This is a genomic window from Paracidovorax oryzae ATCC 19882 (genome assembly GCF_000687165.1).
GTDB classification, from domain to species: Bacteria; Pseudomonadota; Gammaproteobacteria; order Burkholderiales; family Burkholderiaceae_C; genus Paracidovorax; species Paracidovorax oryzae.
The window spans coordinates 200,442-222,067 of record NZ_JMKU01000006.1; the positions used below are offsets into that span (position 1 = coordinate 200,442).

General features: G+C 70.5%; 17 protein-coding genes. 8 read left to right on the forward strand and 9 right to left on the reverse strand.

Going from position 1 to position 21,626, the window contains the following annotated elements:
* Positions 1 to 45: 45 nt before the first annotated feature.
* From T336_RS0105875 to T336_RS0105905, 7 genes are read left to right on the forward strand one after another with little or no spacing between them, the layout of a single operon-like run.
* On the forward strand, positions 46 to 2,253 hold the full coding sequence (locus T336_RS0105875) for a hypothetical protein (protein WP_026431827.1): 2,208 nt from the start codon (positions 46 to 48) through the stop codon (positions 2,251 to 2,253).
* Positions 2,254 to 2,281: 28 nt separating this feature from the next.
* Complete coding sequence (locus T336_RS0105880; protein WP_026431828.1) at positions 2,282 to 3,979, forward strand: glycosyl transferase family protein; 1,698 nt, start codon at positions 2,282 to 2,284, stop codon at positions 3,977 to 3,979.
* Positions 3,976 to 7,161 (forward strand): NfrA family protein, encoded by a 3,186-nt coding sequence (locus tag T336_RS0105885; RefSeq protein ID WP_026431829.1) that lies wholly within the window; start codon positions 3,976 to 3,978, stop codon positions 7,159 to 7,161. The genes T336_RS0105880 and T336_RS0105885 overlap by 4 nt, the downstream gene beginning before the upstream one ends.
* A gap of 10 nt (positions 7,162 to 7,171) precedes the next feature.
* Entirely contained in the window at positions 7,172 to 8,182 is a 1,011-nt protein-coding gene (locus T336_RS0105890; protein ID WP_026431830.1) for an alginate O-acetyltransferase AlgX-related protein, read from the forward strand.
* A gap of 3 nt (positions 8,183 to 8,185) precedes the next feature.
* The gene (locus T336_RS0105895; protein WP_026431831.1) at positions 8,186 to 9,295 is read left to right on the forward strand and encodes an alginate O-acetyltransferase AlgX-related protein; all 1,110 of its coding nucleotides are present in this window, start codon (positions 8,186 to 8,188) and stop codon (positions 9,293 to 9,295) included.
* Between the two features lie 10 nt (positions 9,296 to 9,305).
* Positions 9,306 to 10,883, forward strand: a complete 1,578-nt coding sequence (locus T336_RS0105900) for an MBOAT family O-acyltransferase (protein WP_026431832.1) — start codon at positions 9,306 to 9,308, stop codon at positions 10,881 to 10,883.
* Positions 10,884 to 10,940: 57 nt separating this feature from the next.
* Positions 10,941 to 11,588, forward strand: coding sequence for an alginate O-acetyltransferase AlgF (locus T336_RS0105905; protein ID WP_317135406.1), 648 nt, complete (start codon positions 10,941 to 10,943; stop codon positions 11,586 to 11,588).
* Here the strand turns inward: T336_RS0105905 and T336_RS0105910 are convergent.
* The 9 genes from T336_RS0105910 to T336_RS0105950 form a co-directional block, all read right to left on the reverse strand.
* A complete protein-coding gene (locus T336_RS0105910) occupies positions 11,578 to 13,017 on the reverse strand; it encodes an AMP-binding protein (RefSeq protein ID WP_026431834.1) in 1,440 nt (479 codons plus the stop codon). The two genes, T336_RS0105905 and T336_RS0105910, sit on opposite strands and share 11 nt — an antisense overlap.
* Positions 13,018 to 13,035: 18 nt before the next feature.
* Entirely contained in the window at positions 13,036 to 13,269 is a 234-nt protein-coding gene (locus tag T336_RS0105915) for an acyl carrier protein (protein WP_019701218.1), read from the reverse strand.
* A gap of 56 nt (positions 13,270 to 13,325) precedes the next feature.
* Positions 13,326 to 14,498, reverse strand: a complete 1,173-nt coding sequence (locus T336_RS0105920; RefSeq protein WP_026431835.1) for an acyl-CoA dehydrogenase family protein — start codon at positions 14,496 to 14,498, stop codon at positions 13,326 to 13,328.
* Positions 14,499 to 14,591: 93 nt separating this feature from the next.
* Entirely contained in the window at positions 14,592 to 15,566 is a 975-nt protein-coding gene (locus T336_RS0105925) for a DUF4434 domain-containing protein (RefSeq protein WP_026431836.1), read from the reverse strand.
* Between the two features lie 78 nt (positions 15,567 to 15,644).
* Entirely contained in the window at positions 15,645 to 16,604 is a 960-nt protein-coding gene (locus T336_RS0105930; RefSeq protein ID WP_156957794.1) for a tripartite tricarboxylate transporter substrate binding protein, read from the reverse strand.
* A gap of 39 nt (positions 16,605 to 16,643) precedes the next feature.
* On the reverse strand, positions 16,644 to 17,507 hold the full coding sequence (locus tag T336_RS0105935; RefSeq protein WP_209435943.1) for an amidohydrolase family protein: 864 nt from the start codon (positions 17,505 to 17,507) through the stop codon (positions 16,644 to 16,646).
* Positions 17,504 to 18,673, reverse strand: coding sequence for a CoA transferase (locus T336_RS0105940; protein WP_026431839.1), 1,170 nt, complete (start codon positions 18,671 to 18,673; stop codon positions 17,504 to 17,506). Before T336_RS0105940 ends, T336_RS0105935 begins: the two co-directional genes overlap by 4 nt.
* A gap of 26 nt (positions 18,674 to 18,699) precedes the next feature.
* Complete coding sequence (locus T336_RS0105945) at positions 18,700 to 19,698, reverse strand: tripartite tricarboxylate transporter substrate binding protein (RefSeq protein WP_035225351.1); 999 nt, start codon at positions 19,696 to 19,698, stop codon at positions 18,700 to 18,702.
* A gap of 45 nt (positions 19,699 to 19,743) precedes the next feature.
* A complete protein-coding gene (locus tag T336_RS0105950; protein WP_026431841.1) occupies positions 19,744 to 20,607 on the reverse strand; it encodes an HpcH/HpaI aldolase/citrate lyase family protein in 864 nt (287 codons plus the stop codon).
* A gap of 75 nt (positions 20,608 to 20,682) precedes the next feature.
* Here T336_RS0105950 and T336_RS0105955 point away from each other — a divergent pair, with 75 nt between their 5' ends.
* Positions 20,683 to 21,621 (forward strand): LysR family transcriptional regulator, encoded by a 939-nt coding sequence (locus tag T336_RS0105955; RefSeq protein ID WP_026431842.1) that lies wholly within the window; start codon positions 20,683 to 20,685, stop codon positions 21,619 to 21,621.
* Positions 21,622 to 21,626: the final 5 nt, after the last annotated feature.

Below are 21,626 nucleotides of genomic sequence, written 5' to 3' on the forward strand. Positions count from 1 at the left end.
GCCCCCTTCCTTTCCCACTTTCCCGTGTCATTCCGGAGCATTCCCATGGTTCCCAGCCCCCTGCGCCTGCCACGCGCTTCCAGACTGATCTGCATGATGGGTCTGAGTGTCCCGCTCCTCGCGATGGCGAGCCCCGCGGGCGACGCGCTGCAGCGCCTGCAGGGCGATACCTGGGTCACGCGCAGCTTCGCGCTGTCCGACCTGGGCTTCACCGATGCGGTGCTGCTCAACGGCTTCGATGCGAAGCAGGAGTTTTTCCTGCCCGTGCCGCGCACGCTGCCCCTCGCGGAGGCGAGCATCGACTTCAGCGGCCGCTACTACAAGGCGGAAGAGGGCCGCACGTCGATGCTGCTGTCCGTCAACGGCCGGCCCGTGTTCTCGCGGCGCATCGAATCGCCCGAGGGCGATGCCAGCCAGACGCTCAAGGTGGACACCAGCGTGCGCACCAACGGTTTCCTGCGCCTGGGGGTGAACTGGCTCAACAACGTAGCGCACCGCATCTGCGAGGTGGAGCGGGCCACGGGCAATGTGCTGTCGGTCGCGGCCGAGACGCGCTTCAACTACCGCTTCAGCAGCGGTTCGCTCACCAGCCTGGCGGATGCCTGGGTGACGCTGCCCGCGCGACCCACGCTGCTGGTGGCCTCGCGCAATCTTTCCAAGGCGTCGTACGACACCGCGTGGCGCATCGGCGCGGCACTGGAGCAGGCCAATCGCCGCGTGGTGGTGAAGGCCTTCCCCGTGCCGGGCGACACGGTGGATACCACCGGCTGGCAGGTGCCCTCCGGCCTGGCCTCCCTGCCCGCGTTCGCGGGACTGGCCACCGGCAATGCCCGCTACGTGCTCAAGGACGATGCGGAGATCGGTGCCCTGGTCGTGCTGGGCGCGGTGTCCGCCACCGGCGACATCGCGGTGGCCGATGGCGCGCTGCAGCAGCAGATCGGCAGGGCGCTGGACGCGCTGGGCGCGCAACTGGCGGGCGACGCCGATGGCGCGCGCGCCTTCACCGCCTGGCGCAACCTGCAGACTGTGGCGGCCCCCGGCGGGCTGGCCTCCCACCAGATCCGTCTGGCGACGCTGGGCGCGCGCCCGGTGATCGCCGTGGCGGAAGACGCGGGCGCGCAGGCGGCCGGCGTTTTCGCGGAGGTGTGGCGCAACATCCTGGTGACGCGCCAGGCCACGGTGGTCCGTGCGGACGCTCCTGACGCGGAGGACCGCACGGTCATCCGCCTCGCGGGCTTCGGCAGCGACGCCAGCTTCGACGTCGTGTCCCGCGGGGACTGGACGGCCTCGCTGCCGCTCGCGGCCGTCGCCGTGAACGGACGCATGCCGTCCGACCTGGTGATCGACATCGCCGCGGCGCCCGGGGCCTCGTCCACGCGGCCGGTGGCCTCGGTATTCTGGAACAACGTGCTGCTCTCGGCCAAGCGCCTGGAGGCCGACGGCCGGCCCGAGCGGCTCGATGCGCGCGTGCCGGGCTATGCCCTGGGCCTGAGCAACGTGGTGCGCGTGTCCGTGCAGCGCCAGCCGTATTCCAACGATTGCAACGAGACCCCGCAGGGTTTCCCGGTCAACGTGCTGCCCACGAGCTATGTGCGCGCCGGCGACTCCGAGCCCGATGGCACCTTCGTCGGCCTGCTGCCCCTGATGTCGGGCACGCCGGTGGTCGCCGTGCCGGCCTCGTACCTGGCGGATGCTCCGCAGTCCCTGGCACGCCTCATCCGCATCGCCGTCGCGGCGGGTGTGACGCCGGTGCGCGCGGAGTTCGCGGTGGTGGAACAGGGCAAGCCCTTCGCGCCCGGCCGGCCCTTCCTCGCGCTGCAGGTGCCGGTGCAGGGAACGGAGCCCAAAGTGCAGATCCAGGACGCGCACCTGCGCATCAACGGGCGCAACGCACCCTGGCTGGACGTGGACGGACTAGCCCGCCTCTCCGCGGTGGAGGTCAGCCGCTCGAACGGGCAGCATGGCCTGGTCTGGCAGCCGCTGGGCGAGCAGACGGCGGCGGTGCAAAAGGCCTTCGTGCTCAATCGCGGCGACATCGCGCTCATCGGTGCGGACGGCCCGGTGAGCTGGGTGGACAGCAGCAACCCGTCGGCCAGCCTGCCGCCGGGCGCGGGGGAGAGCGCCTTCTACGAATGGCGCCGCTACCTGTCGTGGGGCGTGCCGCTGCTGAGCATCCTGTTGCTGGTGGTGCTGCTGGTGCTCGTGGCCGCCTACCGTGCACGCCGCCGCGCGGAGCAGCGCAGGTCGTCCTGAGGCCGCCTGCTGAACGGACCGAGCCGGCATGTCGCTGTACTGGCCTTATTTCTTCGCGGATTACTACCGCTGCCTGGAGATCCTCACGGCAGTGGTGAGCGTGGTCATCCTGCTGTCGAGCATCGATGACCTGTTCATCGACGTGTGGTACTGGACGCGGCAGGCCTACCGCAGCGTGATGGTGCGGCGCCGGTACAAGCGCCTCACCGCGCAGGAGCTGCGCGACCGGCCCGAGCAGCCGATGGCCATCATGGTGCCCGCCTGGCTGGAGTACGACGTGATCGCGCCCATGCTGAGCAACATGGTGTCCACGCTGGAATACAAGGACTACACGATCTTCGTCGGCACCTACCGCAACGATGCCCGCACCATCGCGGAAGTGGAACGCATGCGGCGCCGCTACCGCCAGCTGGTGCGCGTGGAGGTGCCGCACGACGGCCCCACCTGCAAGGCCGACTGCCTGAACTGGATCGTGCAGGCGCTCTTCAGCCATGAAAAGCACATGCCCGCACCTTTCGCGGGCGTCGTGCTGCACGACAGCGAAGACGTGCTCCACCCGCTGGAACTCAAGTATTACAACTACCTGCTGCCGCGCATGGACTTCATCCAGCTGCCGGTTACCTCCCTGGAACGCAGCTGGTTCGAAATCGTCGCCGGCACCTACATGGACGAATTCGCGGAGTGGCACAGCAAGGACCTCGTGGTGCGCGAAAGCATGTCTAGCATGGTGCCGTCCGCCGGGGTGGGCACGTGCTTCTCGCACCGGGCGCTGCACGAGCTGTCGCGCACCATGGACAACCAGCCCTTCAACGTGGACAGCCTGACCGAGGACTACGACATCGGCACGCGCCTGAGCCGCATGGGCATGAAGCAGATCTTCGGCAAGTTCAACGTCGATTACGTCACGCGCCGCGTGGCCTTCTTCGGCCTCGGGCGCGAGAAGACCGGCACGATCCAGATGCCCCTGGGCGTGCGCGAATTCTTCCCGGACACCTTCCGCACCGCCTACCGGCAGAAGGCGCGCTGGACGCTGGGCATCGGCCTGCAGGGCTGGGAGCAGGTGGGCTGGAGCGGATCGCTGGCGACCAAGTACCTGCTGTTCCGCGACCGCAAGGGACTGGTCACGTCCTTCATGGCCATGCTCGGCTACCTGCTGATGTTCAATTTCCTGCTGTTCTTCATCGCCGACGCGCTGGGCTGGTGGACGGTCTATTACCCCTCGGTGTTCTCGCCCGGCGGATGGCTCATGACGGTGATGGGCCTCAACGCCTTCGCCCTGATGCTGCGGGTGGTGCAGCGCGCCTATTTCGTGACCAGCATGTACGGCTGGGAGCACGGGCTGCTGTCGGTGCCGCGCATGATCGTGGGCAACTGCATCAACGCCATGGCGGCGGCGCGGGCGTGGAAGCTCTTCTTGTCCAACAAGCTGTTCGGGACCCGGCTGGTCTGGGACAAGACCATGCACGACTTCCCCTCGGCGGACCAACTGGTGCAGCGCCGCCGGCGCCTGGGCGAGGTGCTGTTGTCCTGGCGCGCGATCGACGAGGCGCATCTCGACCAGGCTCTGCAATTGCAGAGCGCCTCCGGCCGGCCGCTGGGCACCATCCTGCTGGAGAACGGCTGGCTCGACGAGGGCACGCTGGAAGAGGCGATTTCCTTCCAGCGCGAAGAGTCGGCCCATGCCGCAGAGTTTTCCCACGCTTCCCCGCAGGCCCGAACCGCATGAACCGACTGAGCCACCGCACCATCCTGGCGGTTTCCCTGGCCGCCCTGTGGCCCGTCGCGCCCGCCATGGCCACGGCCGGCCTGCAGCATGCCGCGAAGATGGGCGAGGGCCAGGACGATCCGCCGCTGCGGCTTGCCATGAGCTACAGCCTCAGCCTGCCGCGCCCGTCCCGCCTGCCCGACCTGCCGCAGGAACCGGTGGTCCACGCCGCCCACACGCTGCTGGATCCGCGCGACGCCATGGCGCGGCGCATGCGGATGGAACTGGCGCTGCACGGCGATCCGGGCGCCGGACGCGGGCCGTCGGACCGCGAGGCGGATGCCGATGTTCCGCGCCCCGGCAAGGCCGACATCGTCGTGGACATGCCGCCGCCGATGCCGTGGTGGCCGGCCCGACTCTATGCCGTGTCGAACCGGCCGCCGCCGGTTTTCCTGCCTGCCGAGCCTGTGGAGCCCGCCCGGCGTGCGCAGGGAAGGGCCGAGCGCTCGCCCACGACGCGCGCCGATGCAGGTTCCCCGGCAGGGGCTCGCCCCGTGCTGCGCAAGCGCAAGGCCGCGCGCGGACCGGTGCTGCGCGGCCGGGCCTGGCGCCTGGCCAACGAAGGCTACCGGGCCTATGCACGCGGCCGCTACGAGCGCGCCCTGCAGCGTGCCGACGCGGCGCTGCAATTGCGTCCGGACGTCGCGCGGCTGCAGTTGCTGCGCGTCTATGCGCTGCAGAAACTGGGCCGCAACGAGGATGCGCTGCGCGCCGCGGAGCAGGCGGTGGCGCGGGGGGCCTCCAGTCCCGAACTGGAGGCGGCGGTGGCCATCCTGCGGCCCCAGCCTGCGGTGCAAGGTGTGGTCACCACGGAAGCGTACCGGCGCGGTTTTCCCGTCGCCACGCAGGCCTACGAGCAGTACAATCGGGGCGACTACGCCCAGGCGGCGCGCACGGCCGAGGAGGCGGTGCGGCTGGACCCCAGCCAGGGTCCCTGGGTGCTGCTGTGGCTGGATGCGCTGCAGGACGGGCAGCGCTATGAGGACGCCATCCGCGCGGGAGCCGAAGCCATGGCGCTGGGCGCGCCGAACCGCAACGACATCGAGGCCCGAGTGCGGCTCGCCCGGCAGGCCATCGCCAACCAGCACGCGCAGAAGGCTTACGACGCCATTGCCCGGAACAAGCCGCTCGAGGGCGTGGCGGATGCCCGGGAGGCCGTGCGGCTGGCCCCGGACGTGCCCAGCCACCAGATGCTGCTCATCGGCATTCTGCAGAGCACCCAGGACATCGCAGGGGCCGAGCAGGCCGCCACGGCGGCACTGCAGGTGGACGAGGAGAACACCGCCGTGCAGTTGCTGCGCGCCTACCTGCGCCAGCAACTGGGGCGCTCCGATGCAGCCGAGGAAGACATCCAGGCGGTGCTCGGGCACGACTGGATCGACGATGCGCAGCGCCGCGATACGCGGCTGATCGGCGCAGACCTTGCCCTGGCCGCGGGGCGGCCCACGCAGGCGCTCGCGCTGCTCGACCCGCTGCCCGCGGACGATGCGCAGGCGGCCGCCCGGCGCGCACGTGCCGCGGAGGCCACGCGCTGGGGCCGGTCGGCCGTGCCGGGCGACGCCACGGCCTATGCGCCGCTGCAGATGTGCCGCGAAACGCCTTACGGCACCACCTGCGAACTGCAGCCCTGGGACGCGCCGGGCACGGACAACCCCGCCGCGCGTGCCTACGCGGCCTACGGGCAGAAGCGCTATGCGGATGCCATCGTGCTCGCGCGCAAGGCCGTGGCGGAACAGCCCGCCAACGCGGCCAACCAGAACCTGCTGACCATCGCGCTGGCCGCGGGCGACCGCGCAGAGCGCCAGGAGGCGCTGCAGCGCCTGGACGCAGCCCTGCAGGCCACCCCGGCGGACGCCACGCTGCTGCGGCAGCGCGCCTACCTGTACCTTGCCGAAGACCGGCCGCAACTGGCGCTGCAGGATTTCGTGGCCGCGCGCAGCACCGGCGAGGCCCCGGCCACCAACGTGCTGGACGAAGCCTATGCCACCGCGGCCACGGGCAACCGCCCCGCGGCCGCCGCCATGCTGCGGCAGGCCATCGACGACGCGGATGCCGGCAAGCTGCCGCTGGATGCCCAGCAGCGGTTCGACACCCGCAGCGCCGTCGGCAACTTCTCGCGCGAGTGGGGCGTGAACGCTTCGGTGGGCTACCGCGGCGCCCGTTCGGCATCCAATGCCCTGGTCGGGCAGCCGGTGTCAGTGCCCGGCGATTCGGTCTTCTCCACCGCCGAGGTGTACTGGAGGCCGCCGCAGTTCCTCAATTCGAGCAACACCACCTTCGATGTCTATGGCCGGGTGTCGAATACGCTGCGCAGCGGCACGGACGTGACCGGGGCCCAGGTGGTGAGCAATCCCTGCGGCGGCACGATCGATGTCGCCGAGACCCGCACCCGCGGCGTGTCGGGCCTGCCGTCCACCACCGGCGCGATCGGCGCGCGGCTGACTCCGTCGGCGTCTGCCAACCTGACCTTCGGCATCGAGCGGCAGTTCCTGCTGGGCAGCGCGTCCCGCAGCGGAGCGCTCAACCCCGCGGCGGACGACGTGCGCTGCCAGCTGAACAACCAGGCCAGCGCCGTCAACTACCAGTCCAGCCGGGGCACCGGCGGCTGGCAGGCCTACATGCTCTACGGCTTCTACGACGGCACGGGCCTGCGCCTGGATGCGAGCGACTGGTTCACGATGGAAGGCTACCTGCAGGCCGGCTACACCCTGCTGGACACGCCCGTGCGCTACGCCGTGCGCAACACCTCGGGCGATGTCCTGTCCACCGGCGAGGGCCGCCTGAAGCGGGGGCAGGGCTTCGTCGCCGGGGAGGTGCGCGCCGGCCGCAGCTTCCTCACGCCCTACAGCGACCGCCTGGTCATCTTCCCGCACCTCAGCGTGGCCGCGGACTGGTATTCCAACCGCAACCGCGCCTCCGGTGTTCCCGTGGCGGGCTTCGGCTCCTTCGACCTGGCAGGCAATGGCCGCTCCTGGTCGGTGTCGGCCGGCCCCGGCGTGAACTTCCGCTACTGGCTCGCGGGCGACCGCTATACCGCCCAGCGCTCGCACATCGACTGGAGCCTGCAGTACCGCGCCAACCTCGGCGGCGGCGACGCGAGCCGCGCGCGCGGCGTGTTCATGAACCTGTCCTATTCCTACTGAGACTTTCTCCATGACGACGATTCCGTCCGCTTTCCCGTTGCGTGCCATGGGCCACTCCCTGCGCCGGCGCTCCCTGCTGGCCTGGCCGCTGGCGCTCGCGCTGCCCGTCGCAGCCCAGCAGCAGACGGCGACGCTGGCCGTGACGGGCAAGGACAACTATCTTTTCGCAGGCTGGGGCAATGCGGCCACGCCGGACTGGGCCGGCATCGATGCCACGGTCGCCCGCGTGGCCGACGTGCGGCGCAGGCTGGCGGCGAAAGGCATCCTGCTGGTGGCGCCCGTGCTTCCCGACAAGATGGTGATCTACGAGGACAAGCTGCCCGACGGCATGGCCCTCGTGCCCGAAATGCGCACCCGCTATGCACGCATCGTCGAGAAAATGCGCGCCGCGGACATCCCCACCTTCGACGATGAAACGCCCCTGCGCGCGTTGCGTACGGCAGGGCAGCCCGTCTACTACCGCACGGACCAGCACTGGGCCCAGCCCGCGGCGGACGCCACGGCCCAGGCCACCGCCGACCTGATCCGCAGCCTGGTGCCGAAGCTGGCCGGCGATCCGGGCACGGGGTTGCCCCTGGGCAGCCTGTCCAACGAGCGCCGCTACGGCGACCTGGCGGACCGCTTCCTCTCGCCGGAGCAGCGCAAGGCCGTCGGGCGGGAGACCTTCACCGTGCGCCGCGCGGTGGAAGCCGACAGCCTGCTGGCCGACATCCCCGCGCCCGTGCACGTGACGGGCAACAGCATGGTGCAGCCGTACTTCGGCTTCGCCCAGAAACTCTCGAACCTGCTCGACCGGCGTGTCTCGGTGAACTGGAAGCCGGGCGACGTGGGCTTCTGGTCCGTCTTGATGGAGTACCTGGAATCGGAAGGCTTCCGCAAGCAGCCGCCGCAGGTGCTCGTCTGGCAGCTGTTCGAGCCCAACTTCCACCTGGGGCCCGATGCCCGTGGCCTCTGGGACGGCCCGGCGCTCATCAGCGATGCGGACTGGAACCGCAGGCTCCAGGCCGCGCTGGGCGGCTGAGCCATGGAAGCACCCAAGACCCCGCCGGACGGCGACCGCTGGGCCGGCCACCGGTGGTTCGCCATCGCGGTGGCCCTGGTGCTGGCCGCGGGCTGTGCCTGGAGCGCGGCGCGCCTGGCCCGCATGCAGATCGATCCTGCCGAATGGCAGCCGGACCACTGGGTGGACGGCCAGGCCGGCAACCAGCTCAACCGGGCACTGGGCACGCTGCCGGGCCAGGGCCGCATCGACCTGTGGAGCGCGGCGTTGCGCTACCGGCTCCTGGGCGACCTGGGGCCGCAGGTGCGGGAAGGCTGCCCGGGCTGGCTGTTCTACCGCGACGGCCTGCAGCCGCAGCCCGGCCAGGGCGATGCCTTCTCGCAACGCCTGAAGCTCATGCGCCACTGGACGGCCCGGCTCGGCCAAGCGGGCATCCGCACCGTGGTCGCCGTCGTGCCCGACAAGTCGCGCATCGAATCCGCGCACCTGTGCGGCCTGGAGGTGTCCCGGCCCCTGCAGGCCCGGCTGGATGCCTGGCAGCAGGCGCTGGCTGCCGGCGGCGTTCCCTTCGCGGACCTGCGCCCGGCGCTGTCCAGCCTGCCCCAGGCCTTCTACCGCACGGACGTCCACATGGCGCCCCGGGGAGCGGAAGCCGCGGCGGCCCGCGCGGCCGAGGTGGCGCTGCCGCTCCTGGGAGGGCCGGGCGGCCAGGTGTTCGAGGCACAGCGGGGCACGGCGCCCGAGCCGCGCATGGGCGACCTCATCGTGCTGGCCGGCCTGGAGCATGCGCCGGACGGCTGGCGCCCGCCCGTGGAGCGTGTCGTGCCCGACCGCGTGCGGCCAGTGCACGCGGTCGGGCTGCTGGACGAAGGCCCGCAGGCCGAGGTGCTGCTGCTGGGCGACTCCAACGGCCTGCGCAGCGATTTCGCGGAGCGCCTGGGCCGGCGGCTGGGGCGGGAGGTGTGGAACCAGAGCCAGGACGGCGGTTATTTCGCGGGCGCGATGCTCTCGGCGCTGGCCCGGCAGGAGCGCTGGCCCGCCGGCGTCCGGCTGGTGGTCTGGCAGTTCTCCGAGCTCTCGCTCTCGCTGCCGCTGAGCGCCGAGGAACGGCGGGCACTGGCCGCGCTGCCCTGACCGAGCCGCCATGCTGTTCAACTCCTACCTGTTCCTCTTCCTCTTCCTGCCCGTGGCGCTGGCGGGCTACTACGCGCTGGGCGCCGTCCGCCTGCGGTGGGCGGCCCTGTGGCTCTGCGTGGTGTCGTTCGTGTTCTACGGCTGGTGGAACCCCCGCTTCGTGGTACTGCTGGCAGCCTCGATCGCCTTCAACTACCTGGTGAGCCTGCTCATCGTGCGCAGCGCACCCCGGCCCCGCATGCAGTGGTGGACGGTGGCCTTCGGCATCGCCTGCAACCTGGCGCTGCTGTTCCATTACAAGTACTTCGCCGCGCTGCTCGGCCTGCTGCGGGAGTGGGGCGTGGGGCAGGGCCCGGTGCAGGACATCCTGCTGCCGCTCGGGATCTCGTTCTTCACCTTCACCCAGATCGGCTACCTCCTGGATTGCAAGGCAGGCATGGTCAAGTCGCCCAGCCTGCTCAACCACACGCTGTTCGTCACCTTCTTCCCGCACCTGATCGCGGGGCCGGTGCTGCACCACAAGGAAATGATGCCGCAGTTCGCCGATGCGCAGAACTACCGCTTCCGGGCGGAGAACCTGTCGATCGGCGGCACGCTGTTCGTGATCGGCCTGGCCAAAAAGGTGCTGCTGGCCGACACCATCGCGCCCTATGCCGATGCGGGGTTCGCCGCGCCCGCGCAACTGGGGTTCTGGGGGGCCTGGGGCACCAGCCTGGCCTATGCCATGCAGCTGTACTTCGACTTCTCGGGCTATTCGGACATGGCGCTGGGCCTGGCGAAGATGTTCGGCATCCGCTTTCCGCTGAACTTCAATTCGCCGTTCAAGGCCCCCTGCATCATCGAATACTGGTCGCGCTGGCACATGACGCTCACGCGCTATCTCACCGCCTACCTGTACTACCCCATGGCCATGCAGCTGTCGCGGTGGCGCAGCCGGCGCGGCTTGGCCGTCGGCTCCGCGGGCAGCCGCACGCCCGGCGGCTTCGCCATGATGATCGCCGTGCCCACGCTCTACACCATGGGCCTGGCCGGCATCTGGCACGGCGCGGGCCTGCAGTTCTTCATCTATGGCCTGCTGCACGGCAGCTACCTGTGCGTGAACCACGCCTGGCGCATCGTGGCGGGCGGGCGCATCGCGCCCTCCAGGGCGTGGAGCCGCTGGCTGTGGCGTGCCTTCTGCGTGCTGCTGACCTTCGTGGCCGTGATGGTGGCGCATGCGTTCTTCCGAGCCGCCCATGTGCAGGATGCGCTGGACCTGCTGCGCGGCATGGCCGGCCTGCGGGGCGTGGAGCCGCTGGGCAGCGGGCTGGAGCTGGCGTGGTCCGGTGAACTGCCGTGGCGGGTGCTCGCCGGCCGGCACCTGCAGGCCGTGTACCTGGTGCTGCTGCTGGCGATCGTGTGGCTGGCCCCGAATTCGCACCAGATCCTCGGACACTTCTCTCCCGCGCTCGCGCGCCCGCAGGAAGCCCGGCCGGCATGGATGCGCTGGCGGCCGAACGCCGCATGGCTCGCCGCCATCCTGGCCGTGCTGTTCCTGTGCCTGGCCAACCTGCACCGGGAAACGCGTTTCCTCTACTTCCAGTTCTGACCCACGGACCCGCACATGCCTGCTTCTCCTTTCTTGCTTCGCCGACTGGCCGCCGCCTTGTCCCTCGGCCTCGCCGCGGCGGGGGCGGGCGCCCAGGAAGGCGTGCTGTCGCAGCTCTATGCCGCGCGCCCGCCGGCCGGCGCCGCCTTCGTCCGGGTGGCCAATCCCTTGCCCGGCACGCTGCTGGTGCGCGTGGCCGAGGGAGAGGCCCAGCGCATCGGTGGAGAGACCCCTGCCACCAGCTACGCCATCGTGGGCGGCGGCAAGGCATTCCCGGTGGTGGTGGACGGCCGGCCCGCGGCCAGCCTGGAGGTGCGGCCCGGCAGCTTCAGCACGCTCGTGCTGCACCGCGAGGGCGGCAAATACGCCTTCACACCCATCGACGACACGACGGACACGCAGGATGCCCTGAAGGCGGAACTGCGCTTCTACAACCTCGCGCAAGGCTGCGGCGCGGCTCAGCTGGTGCTGTCGCCCGCGGGTACGCCGGTCTTCCGCGACGTGGCCCCGGACACCTCGGCCGCGCGGCAGGTGAACCCGGTGCAGGCCCAGCTGTCGGCCCGCTGCGGCGATGCGGCGGCCACGGCCGCCCGGGCGCTGCCGCCGCTGCAGGCCGGCGACCATCTCAGCCTCTTCCTGACCGGGCCGGCAGGCCGGCCGGTGCTCGCCATGCAGCCCAGCCGCACGGACAGCGTCAGGCGTTGAGCGCCTGGTAGATCTCCGCCAGCTTCGCGCGGTCGATCTTGTAGTTGACCGACACCGGCAGGCGCGCGCAGGGCAGCAGTTCAGTGGGCAGCATGTAGTGCGGCAGCCGCACGGCCAGCAGGTCCTTCCAGCCCTTCAGTTCCGCCGGCAGGCCGGGTACGCCGTCGCCGGTCTCCACGAAGGCGACGAGGCGCGCCACCGTGCCGTTCGGCCGGCGCAGGGCCACGGCGGCACCGGCGCGCGCGCCCGGCAACGTGGCGAGCGCCGCGTCCACCTCCAGCAACTCCAGCCGGTATCCGTTGAGCTTGATCTGGTCGTCGATACGGCCCTGGCAGAACAGCATGCCGCCGTCCGCCTCAGTGCCCAGGTCGCCCGTGCGGAAGCCGCGCTGGCCATCCCGCACGAACATGCGAGTGGCATTGAGGTCCGGCCGGTTGATGTAGCCCCGCATCACGTGCGGACCCACGATGCAGAGCTCGCCGCCGTCGCTGTACACCAGCGAATCGCGCTTGGCATGTCCGATCGGCATCACCGCATCGGTGGCCAGCAGCGCATCGTCCACGCGCAGCAGCGTGGTGGCCACGGTGGCCTCGGTCGGGCCGTAGGTGTTGAGGATCGGCACGCCGGGAAAGCGCTTGCGCAACTGGCGCGCCAGTGGCACCGGCAGCGGTTCCCCGCAGAACAGGAAGGTGCGCAGCGAGGGCAGGGCGGCCTGGGAGAACGCGGGGTTGATCAGCTGCTGCTGTGCGAACGACGGCGTGGACACCCAGGTCGTCGCCCGGTGGCGCGCGATGAGCGCCGCTACCTCCTGCGACGAGGCCGCGCGCGCCCGGTCCAGCATCAGGATGCTGCCGCCCAGCGCCAGCGTGCCGAACACGTCGTAGAGCGACACGTCGAAGCTGAACACCGTGTGGTTGAGGAAGACCGGCGCCGGACCGAGATCGAAATCCAGCCGCATCCAGTCGATCAGGCCCCGCACTCCCTCGCGCCCGATCTGCACGCCCTTGGGCTGCCCGGTCGTGCCCGAGGTGAACATGATGTAGCCGAGATCCTTCTCCGCCAGCTCCGGGGCCCGGCCGGGGCGCAGCACCTCGAAGCGGCCGGCGGCGGCGTCGAACATCAGGTGGGCGTCGAGCGTGGCGATAATGCTGTGCAGCCGCTCGGCCGGATAGACGGCATCGACCGGCACGAACGGGGCCTTCTGCATCAGCGCGCCGGCCAGGGCCACCATGAATGCGGCCTCCTTGTGGCCGCGGATGACGATGGGCGCACCGGCCTCCAGGCCGAGAGCCCGGGCTTCCCGGCACCAGGCCGCGGCCTCGGCCTGCAGCGCCTTCCAGCTCAGGCTGCGGTCGTGGGCGATCACGGCCAGCGCATCGGGCCGCACGGACGTGTCCCGGAATTCCCCGGAGTCGAAATCAAAATGCATGGCGGGGTGCGGCTGCGTTCAGCAGTGGGCCGCGACGTAGGTGGACAGCGCGCGCAGCGAGCGCAGGTGCTCCTCCACCTCGGTGATCGGCACCGTGCAGCCGAAGCGCCCCTCGATGGCCAGCATGAGATCGACGGCAGCGACCGAGTCGAGCAGGCCGGACTCCAGCAGCAGCGTATCGGGAGCGACTTTCTTGAGCACGGCGGCCTGGATCATGTCCGCCAGCTGGGCTTCGATTTCGGAGGGTGTCATGGTGAGAAAAGGCGGTATCGGTGGACGAAGCAGGGAAAGTAAAGGCGGCGGCGGGCTCAGATATCGCGCCCGAGCGGTACGCCCAGCGCGACCGGGGCGATGTTGCCGAGAATGCGGTCGTCGTTGACCATCACCATCGCGGAATGGGCGTCGCGGACGTGCCGGCTGAGGTAGAACTCGCCGGCATCTTCCATGTACCCCTGGATGCCGCAGATGCGCAGCGCGATGTCGGTGATGCGCACGACCAGTTCGGACGCGCCCACCTTCAACGCGTTGTAGCTCACCAGCCGTTCGTGGGCCGTGGCCCGGGCCGCTGCATCCTCGTACAGCGCCACATTGGCGGCCAGCAGGGCGCGGAACTGCTGCACGAGGCTCTCGCCCTCGGCCAGCCGCAGGTTGGCGACAGGGTTGGGCGGCTGGCCGTTGCGGTTGCGCATGCGCAGGAATGCCTGGGCGCGCGACAGCGCCGACACCGCGATGCCCAGCCAGACAGCGCCCAGCAGGATGTGGGACGTCGGCAACATCGCCTCCGACATCGCCTTGGCAAAGGGCCCGTCGAAGACCTGCTCCGCGCCGCATTCCGCATGGAGGTCGAACCGGTCGGTGCAGGCTCCACGCATGCCCATGGGATTCCAGCGCCCCTGGGGCGTGAGCTGGAACTGCCCGTGCATGACCGCGACCAGCTGCTGGTCGGAAGGAGCTGCGTCTTCCTCGCGCCGCGCGGACACCAGGATCACGTCGGCGGCACGTGCGTAGGAAATGACCGAGCCCTGCTTGTCCAGGTGCACGGCGTCGCCCCGGCGGTCCAGGAAACAGGCGCTGGTGCGGATGGAGCCTCCCGTCGCACCTTCGGTGGTGGCCGACGCGACCAGGTACTGCTCCCGCACCATGCGCCCCAGCAGGTCCTGGTGCCATGCGCTCTCGCCGGCCTGCCGCACCGCCACGGCCGCCTGCGAATGGTGCATCGCGAAGATCAGTCCGGTGGAAGCGCACGACTCCGACAGTTCACGGCAGAGGTTCGCCACCGCGCGCAGGGACCATTCCGGGCCGCCATACCGGCGCGGCACGAGCAGGCCCAGCCACTCCTGGCCGCGCAGGCTGTCCAGCGCCTCCAGGGGCAGGCGCCCTTCCCGGTCCACGGCGTCTGCGTGTGAGGCCGCGACGGCGCAAGGCGAAGGGCTGTCCGGCGCGCCGGGCGCGGCATCTGCGGTGGTGTCTGCGAGGCCCATTGCTTTATCAATTTCTGTGTTCTATCGATTTTCGATAGTTTTTATTGATAAGACAATAGCCTCCCGGCCGACGGTCCCCTTGTTTGCGCCAGCTCAACGGCCCTGTCGCCATTCCTGCCACAGCTGGCGGGCTTCCGGGGTGTCCCCGAGCATCCAGGGATCGATCGCGAAGGCGATGACCCGCTCCGCGCCGTACGTCCGGGCGACGTCCATCTGCGCCCGCACCCGGGCGGCCGTCGCGGCACGAGCGCGGAAGGCATCGCCCGTGCCCGGCTCGGGGGGCAGTTGCTCGAACAGCTCGATGATCAGGTCGAAGGGCACGCCGCGCTGGCGCAGCAGCGCGCGCAGCGGTTCGAGCCCCGCATAGTTGCCCATCCCGGCCACGCCGACCCCGTCCTGCAGCATGGGCCGTAGCGCCACCTTGTCGAGGATGTCCGTCCACAGGGCGGTCAGGGTGCCCGGCGTCTGCAGCTTGCTGAAGAAGGTGGACACCGCCAGCGGCGCATGGCTGCCCGCGCCCGCGGCGATGGCCTGCAGCCAGGGCACGAGCAGCGCCCGGCGTTCGGTGGTGGCCCAGTTGTACTGGTCCAGTTCATAGGGCAGGTACCAGCCGCGGAATCCCTGCCGGCGGGGCCACGGCGCCGCCGCCAGGTACTGCAGGCAGCGCGCCTGCGTGGCCGCGAGGAAGGCCGGCAGTGCGCCAGGATCGCGTGACGCGAGCACGGCCCACCACCGCTCGTCGTAGGGCAGGCCCACGCGGATCCCCATGCCCTCGCGCCCGGCCTCGTCGAACAGCATCGCGATGAGCGCCTCCGGCAGCGCCCAGGGGTGCGCGCCGCCTTCCGTGGCGCTCCACTGCAGCACGATCTCGTCGCAGCCCAGTGCCCGGGTGGCCCTCAGGCGGCGGCGCCATTCCTCGGGCGACAGCGACTCGTAGCTTTTCCAGGGCTGCAGGAACGTACCCTGGAAGCGATCCGGGGACGTGGTGCAGGCGGTGGCGAAGGCAGAGGCCGCGAGCAGCAGCCAGGTGCGCCGTCCGAGCGGCAGCTGGGGGGCGAAAGAGGGCATCCAGGACTCCGGAAGAAGGAGATCCGGCACAGCATATCCTCGCCGGGCCGCATGCATCCGGGCCGCCCCCGGCAAAGCTCAGTTCGCCGTGATGCCGTTCGTCTTCACCACCGTGTCCCAGCGCTTGCGCTCCGCATTCACGAAGTTCTGGAATTCCGCGGAGGAACTGCCCACCGGCGTCAGTCCCAGCGCGTCCAGGCTGCTGCGCACGTCCGGCAATGCCAGGGCCTTCTGCGACAGCTCCTGCAGGCGCGCGATCACCGCCGGCGGCGTGCCCGCGGGCACGAACAGACCGTTCCACTCCATCACCTGGTAGCCCTTGATGCCCGCTTCCTGCACGGTGGGCACCGCGGGCAGTTCCTTCATGCGGGCGGCGGAAGAGACGGCCAGGGCCTTGAGCTTGCCGCTCTTCACGTAGCTGAGGCTGGAAGCCGCGTTCGCGAAGTACACATCGACCTGCCCGCCCATCACGTCCATGATGGCCGGCGCGCCGCCCTTGTAGGGCACGTGCACGGCATCGAACTTCGCGTCGATGCGCAGCAGTTCCACGGCCATCTGCGCGAGGCTGCCCGGTCCGTAGGAGGCGTAGGTCAGCTTGCCGGGCTTCGCGCGCGCCGCGGCCAGGAAGTCCGGCAGCGTGTTGTAGGGCGAGGAGGGCGCCACCACCAGGATGTTGGGCACGCTGATGATCTGCGAGACCGCCACCAGGTCCCTGGCAGGATCGAACGGCAGCTTGCGCAGCGCCGGGTTGATCGCGAACGACGACGCATCGAACAGCACCGTGTAGCCGTCGGGCCGGGCCCGCGCCACGGCCGCGCCGCCGATGGAGCCGCTGGCGCCGGGCTTGTTGTCCACGATCACGCTCTGCCCCGAGACCTCGCCCAGGCCCTTGGCCAGGATGCGCGCGGCATTGTCGGCGCCCCCGCCCGCGGAAAACGGCACCACCAGCGTGATGGGCTGCTCCGGATAGGACGCGGCCCGGACTGCGCCATGGGCCAGGGCGGCGACAGCGGCCGCCAGCCAGATTGCTTGCTTCATCTTCTTCATCTCCTCGGTCCTTTCCTGATGGAAAAAAAATCAGTCGTTGAATCCGTACAGCGCACAGGCATTGGCGACCAGCACCTGCCGGCGCATGGCCGGATCGGGCAGCCAGCGCGCCAGCAGCCGCAGCAGCAGCTCCGGGCCGGGGCGCCGCTCGCCTTCGGTGACATGGGGCCAGTCGCTGCCCCAGACCAATCGCCCGGGCGCCTCGCGCACCCATGCCTGCACCAGCGCCTCGCAATCCGCATAGGCCGCATCCAGTCCCTTCGCGCTGTTCAGGTACGGGCCCGACAGCTTGACCCAGGCCCGGCCGGACTGCACCAGGTCCCGCACCAGCGAAAACGCCGTCTGCGCCTCGTGGCCCGTACCGCCCGCGCGCGCCATGTGGTCGAACACCAGCGGGCAGGGCAGGCCATGCAGCAGGCCGCGCTGCGCCACGATCTGGTCGGCCCGCCAGTGCAGCTGCAGGTGCCAGCCCAGGGCATGGATGCGCGCCGCCAGCGGGCGCAGCATGTCCAGCCCCACTGCGGCGTCGCGGTCGGAATGCAGGGAAAAGCGCAGCCCGCGGATGCCGCCGGCATGCAGCGCCTCCAGTTGCCCGTCGGTGATCTCCGGCCGCACGACGGCCACGCCCCGGGTCCTGTCCGGACCGAGCACGCGGATCGCGTCCAGGGTGGCCTGGTTGTCCACGCCGTGCGCCCGCGGCTGCACCACCACCGCGCGGGTGAACCCCAGGCCCGTGCGCAGGCGCAGGTAGTCCGCGGCAGTGGCCGCCGCCTGCATCGCATGGGGGGCCGCCACGGGAAAGCGCCCGTCGAACACGTGCAGGTGGGCATCGCAGGCCCCGGCCGGCAGTTCCGGCAACTCCGGCAGACCGGGCAGGGCCATCCCCGCGGTCATGGAGTTTCGTCCGGGCGCAGGCCCTGGCGGATCGCATCGGTGTGCTGGCCCAGGGTCGGCGCGGCGAAGGCCTGCGGGCCGGCCGTGCGGCCGAACTCCAACGCGCCGGCGAATCCCCGGTAGCCTCCCAGCACCGGATGGTCGAAGCGGGTGATCATGCCCTCGGCCTCCACCTGCGGATGGCCGAACATGTCCTCTACCGCCCGGGCGGCCGCGCACGGCACTTCCTCGCCGAACAACGCTTCCCATTCGGTCGCGCTGCGCCGCGCCAGCGCCTGGCGCAGCAGGGGCACCAGTTCGTCCCTGTGCTGGGCGCGCTTGCGCACCGTGTCATAGCGCGCATCGGCCGCCAGGGCATCCAGGCCCGTCTTGCGGCACAGCGCGGCCCAGAAATGCTGCGTATTGGCCGAGAGGTAGAGGTAGCCGTCCTTCGTCGGGTGCAGGCCCGTGATGCCGCCCGAGCGCATGTCCCGCCCCACCTCGCGTGGCTCGCCGTCCGCCCACACCAGCCGCGCCGACTGCATGGTGAGCGCGGCCCGCAGCAGCGACACGCCCACGTGCTGGCCGAGGCCGCTGCGCTCGCGCTCGTACAGCGCCGAGGCCACGCCCCCGGCCACCAGCGCCGACGCGTAGTAGTCCACGACCGATCCATAGAGGATCTCCGGCGGCCCGCCGGCCTTGCCCTGCATGGCGCACATGCCCGTCATGGTCTGCAGCACCTGGTCGTAACCCGCCTTGGCCTTGAGCGGCCCGCGGCTGCCATAGCCGGTCACGCTGCAATACACCAGCCGCGGATTGAGCTGCGCCAGCCGCTCGAACCCGATGCCCAGGCGCTCGGGCACGCCCGGGCGGAAGTTGTGCACCAGCACGTCGGCCTCGCGGGCCATGCGCAGGAACACCGCGTGGTCGGCCTCCTGCTTCAGGTCCAGCACCATGCCCCACTTGCTGCGGTTCACCCCCAGGAAGGCCCGGCTCTCCGCCTCCAGCGTCGAAGGGTACTTGCGCAGGTTGTCGCCGTCCGGCGGCTCGATCTTGACGACCTCCGCTCCCTGGTCCGCCAGCAGCGAGCAGCCGTAGGGGCCGGCGATATAGGCGCTCAGGTCGAGCACGCGCACGCCGCTCAGCGGGCCCGGGGGGCCCTGGCGTCCGCCTGGTACGAAACTCATGGAATCCATCCTCCTGGTTCAGCCGGTCAGTCGGCCACGATGTTGCGGGCCTTGGCCAATTGCTTCCAGCGCGCCAGGTCCTCCCGGATCACTGCCCCGAACTGCTGCGGCGACAGCGGTGTGGCGATCGCGCCCTCGCGCAGGAACTGGGCCTGGATGCCGGGTTTGGCCAGCACCTGGTTCACGGCCTGGTTCAGCAGCGCCACGGTGGCAGGCGGCACCCCGGCCGGCGCCAGCAGGCCCCACCACAGCTCGAACTGGTAGCCGGGAATCGCGGTGGACATCGGCACCAGTTCAGGCGCGATCGGGCTGGGCGCCAGACTGGTGATGCCCACGGCCTTGAGCTTGCCGCTGCGCACCATCGGCAGGATCGACGGACCGCTGGAGACCAGCATCTGCGCCTGGTTGCCGATCACGTCCGTCACGGCGGGCCCCTGGCCCTTGTAGGGCACGTGCACGATGTCCATGCCGGGCACCATGGAGCGCATCAGTTCGCCCGCGAAGTGGTTCACGCTGCCCGTGCCCGAGGTCGCGTAGTTGAACTGGCCCGGGTGGGCCGCGATGGTCTTCAGCAGTTCGGCAGGGTTGCTGGCGGGGAACTGGTTGTTCACGGCCACCACCAGCGGCCCCTTGGCCAGCATCGCCACCGGCTGCAGGTCCCTGGCGGGATCGAACGGCAGGCTGGCCTGCATCGCGGCGTTGGTGGTCAGGCTCGACGACACCGCCACCAGCGTGTACCCGTCGGGAGCGGCCTTGGCCACGAACGCGGTGCCGGTGGTGCCGCTGGCCCCGGCCCGGTTGTCCACGATCACCGGCTGCCGCAGCAGATCGCCCATCTCCTTGGCCACCTGCCGGGCGAACAGGTCGTTGGAGCCGCCGGGCGGGTAGGGCACGACCATGGTGATGGGGCGGCTGGGGTAGCTGCCTTGCGCCCAGGCGGGCAGGGCGGTGGCAGCCAGTGCAGCGGCTGCCGCCATCGCGCAGGTGCGCCGCAGCGCACCGCGGCGGGAACTCGTTTCGGCCATGTCGTATGTCTCCTGTGTCGTTATGTCGTATGGCTGGCCTGCAGGTCAGCAGAGCCCTGCGGCGCGTGCGGCTTCCACCGTGCGCTGCGCCCGCAGGACGAAGGGCTTGTCCACCATCTTCCCGTTGACCACGTAGGCGCCGACACCCCGGGCATCGGCGGATTGCGCGGCTTCCAGCACCTGCCGGGCGGCGTCCAGCTCGGCGGCCGAGGGCACGTACACCGCGTTCGCCATGGCGACCTGGCTGGGATGGATGCAGGTCTTGCCCGCGAATCCCAGGCTCCGGGAGAGTTCCGCCTCGGCCTGGAAGCCCGCGGTGTCCTGGATGTCGGCGAACGCTCCGTCGTAGGCCTCGATGCCGGCCTCCGCCGCCGCCATGCGCACGGCGAACATCGCCTGGGCGATCGCCTCGCGGCAGCGGCGGGACACGCCGAAAGGCTCGAACAGGTCGCCCAGCCCCAGTTGCAGCGCCCGCACGCCCGGGTGTGCGCCGGCCAGTTCCGCGGCGGTGCGCAGCGCACGCGGTGTCTCGATATTGAGCAGCAGGCCCGGCGCGCTCTCCATGCCGCGGCTGCGGGCAGCCTCGGCGATGGCCTGGGCGGCCTGCTGCACCGCGGCGGCGCTCGCCGGCTTGGGGAGGTTGACCAGGTGCACGCCGGGGCGGACCGACGCGGCGATGTCGGCCTCGAAATGCGGAGTGTCCATCGCATTGACGCGCACGATCAGGGTCTTGCCGCCGGCATCCGGCGGCAGCGCCTGCAGGAAGTCGCCCAGCAGGGCGCGCGCCTCGTCCTTGCGCGCTTCCGCCACGGCATCCTCCAGGTCGAACGACACACCGTCGGCCGCACTGCGCAGGGCCTTGGGGAACAACTCCGGCCGCGATGCCGGAACGAACAGCTTGCTTCTCATGCGGCCATTGTTGTGCCGCGGAAAGCATGGATAAACACATGCAGTATTTCTTCAGAAGATAGAAAATATTGCTTTATGGAAACCAGCTACCTGCAGAGTTTCATGCTGGTGGTCGAGACCGGCTCCATGGCCGAAGCCGCGCGCCGTCTGAACATCACGGCCGCCGCCGTGGCCCAGCAGATGCACAGCCTGGAGCGTGAATTCCAGGTGCCGCTGCTCGCGCGCGCGGGCCGCACCGTGGCCCCGACCCCCGCAGGCCACCGCCTCGCGCGCAGCGCACCGCTCCTGCTGCGCGAACTGGGCCAGGCCAGGGCGCATGTGAACGACGCCGGCGCCTCCGGCGAACTGGCGATCGGCACCATCAACACCGCCCTGCACAGCCTGCTGCCGGACATCCTGGCGGATTTCTCGCAGCGCCTGCCGCATGTGCGGGTTTTCCTGCAGTCGGGCACCACCCAGCAGCTCTACCAGTCCGTGCAGCAGGGCGGGCTGGACGCCGCCGTGTGCCTGCACCCCAGCTTCGCCCTGGCCAAGACCTTCGGCTGGGCCCTGCTGCGCGAAGAGCCCCTCGTGCTGCTCGCACCGCGCCACCTGGCCCACCAGAACGCGCACGAGTTGCTGCGCACCCAGCCGCTGATCCGCTACGACCGCAGCCTGGGCGGCGGCCAGATGGTGGAGCGCTACCTGCGCGAGGCGGGCATCGCGCCGCAGGAGCGCTTCGAGCTCAGTTCGCTCGTGGCCATCGCCATGATGGTGGACCGGGGCCTTGGCGTGGCCGTCGTGCCGGACACGGCCCTGGACTGGCCGGACGGCCGCAGCGTCGTGCGCCTGCCATTGCCCGGCGCCAGCGAGTCCCGCCGCTTCGGCATGCTGTGGCTGCGCGCCTCGGCGCGGCTGGCGTTCGTGCAGGAACTGGTGGCCTGCGCACGGCGGGTGGTGGAGGGGCGAGGGGGGACGCGGGCTGCTGTGCGGGTGCCTCCCACCAGGACATCACCTGCAGGCGATGGTTTTTAGCGCCG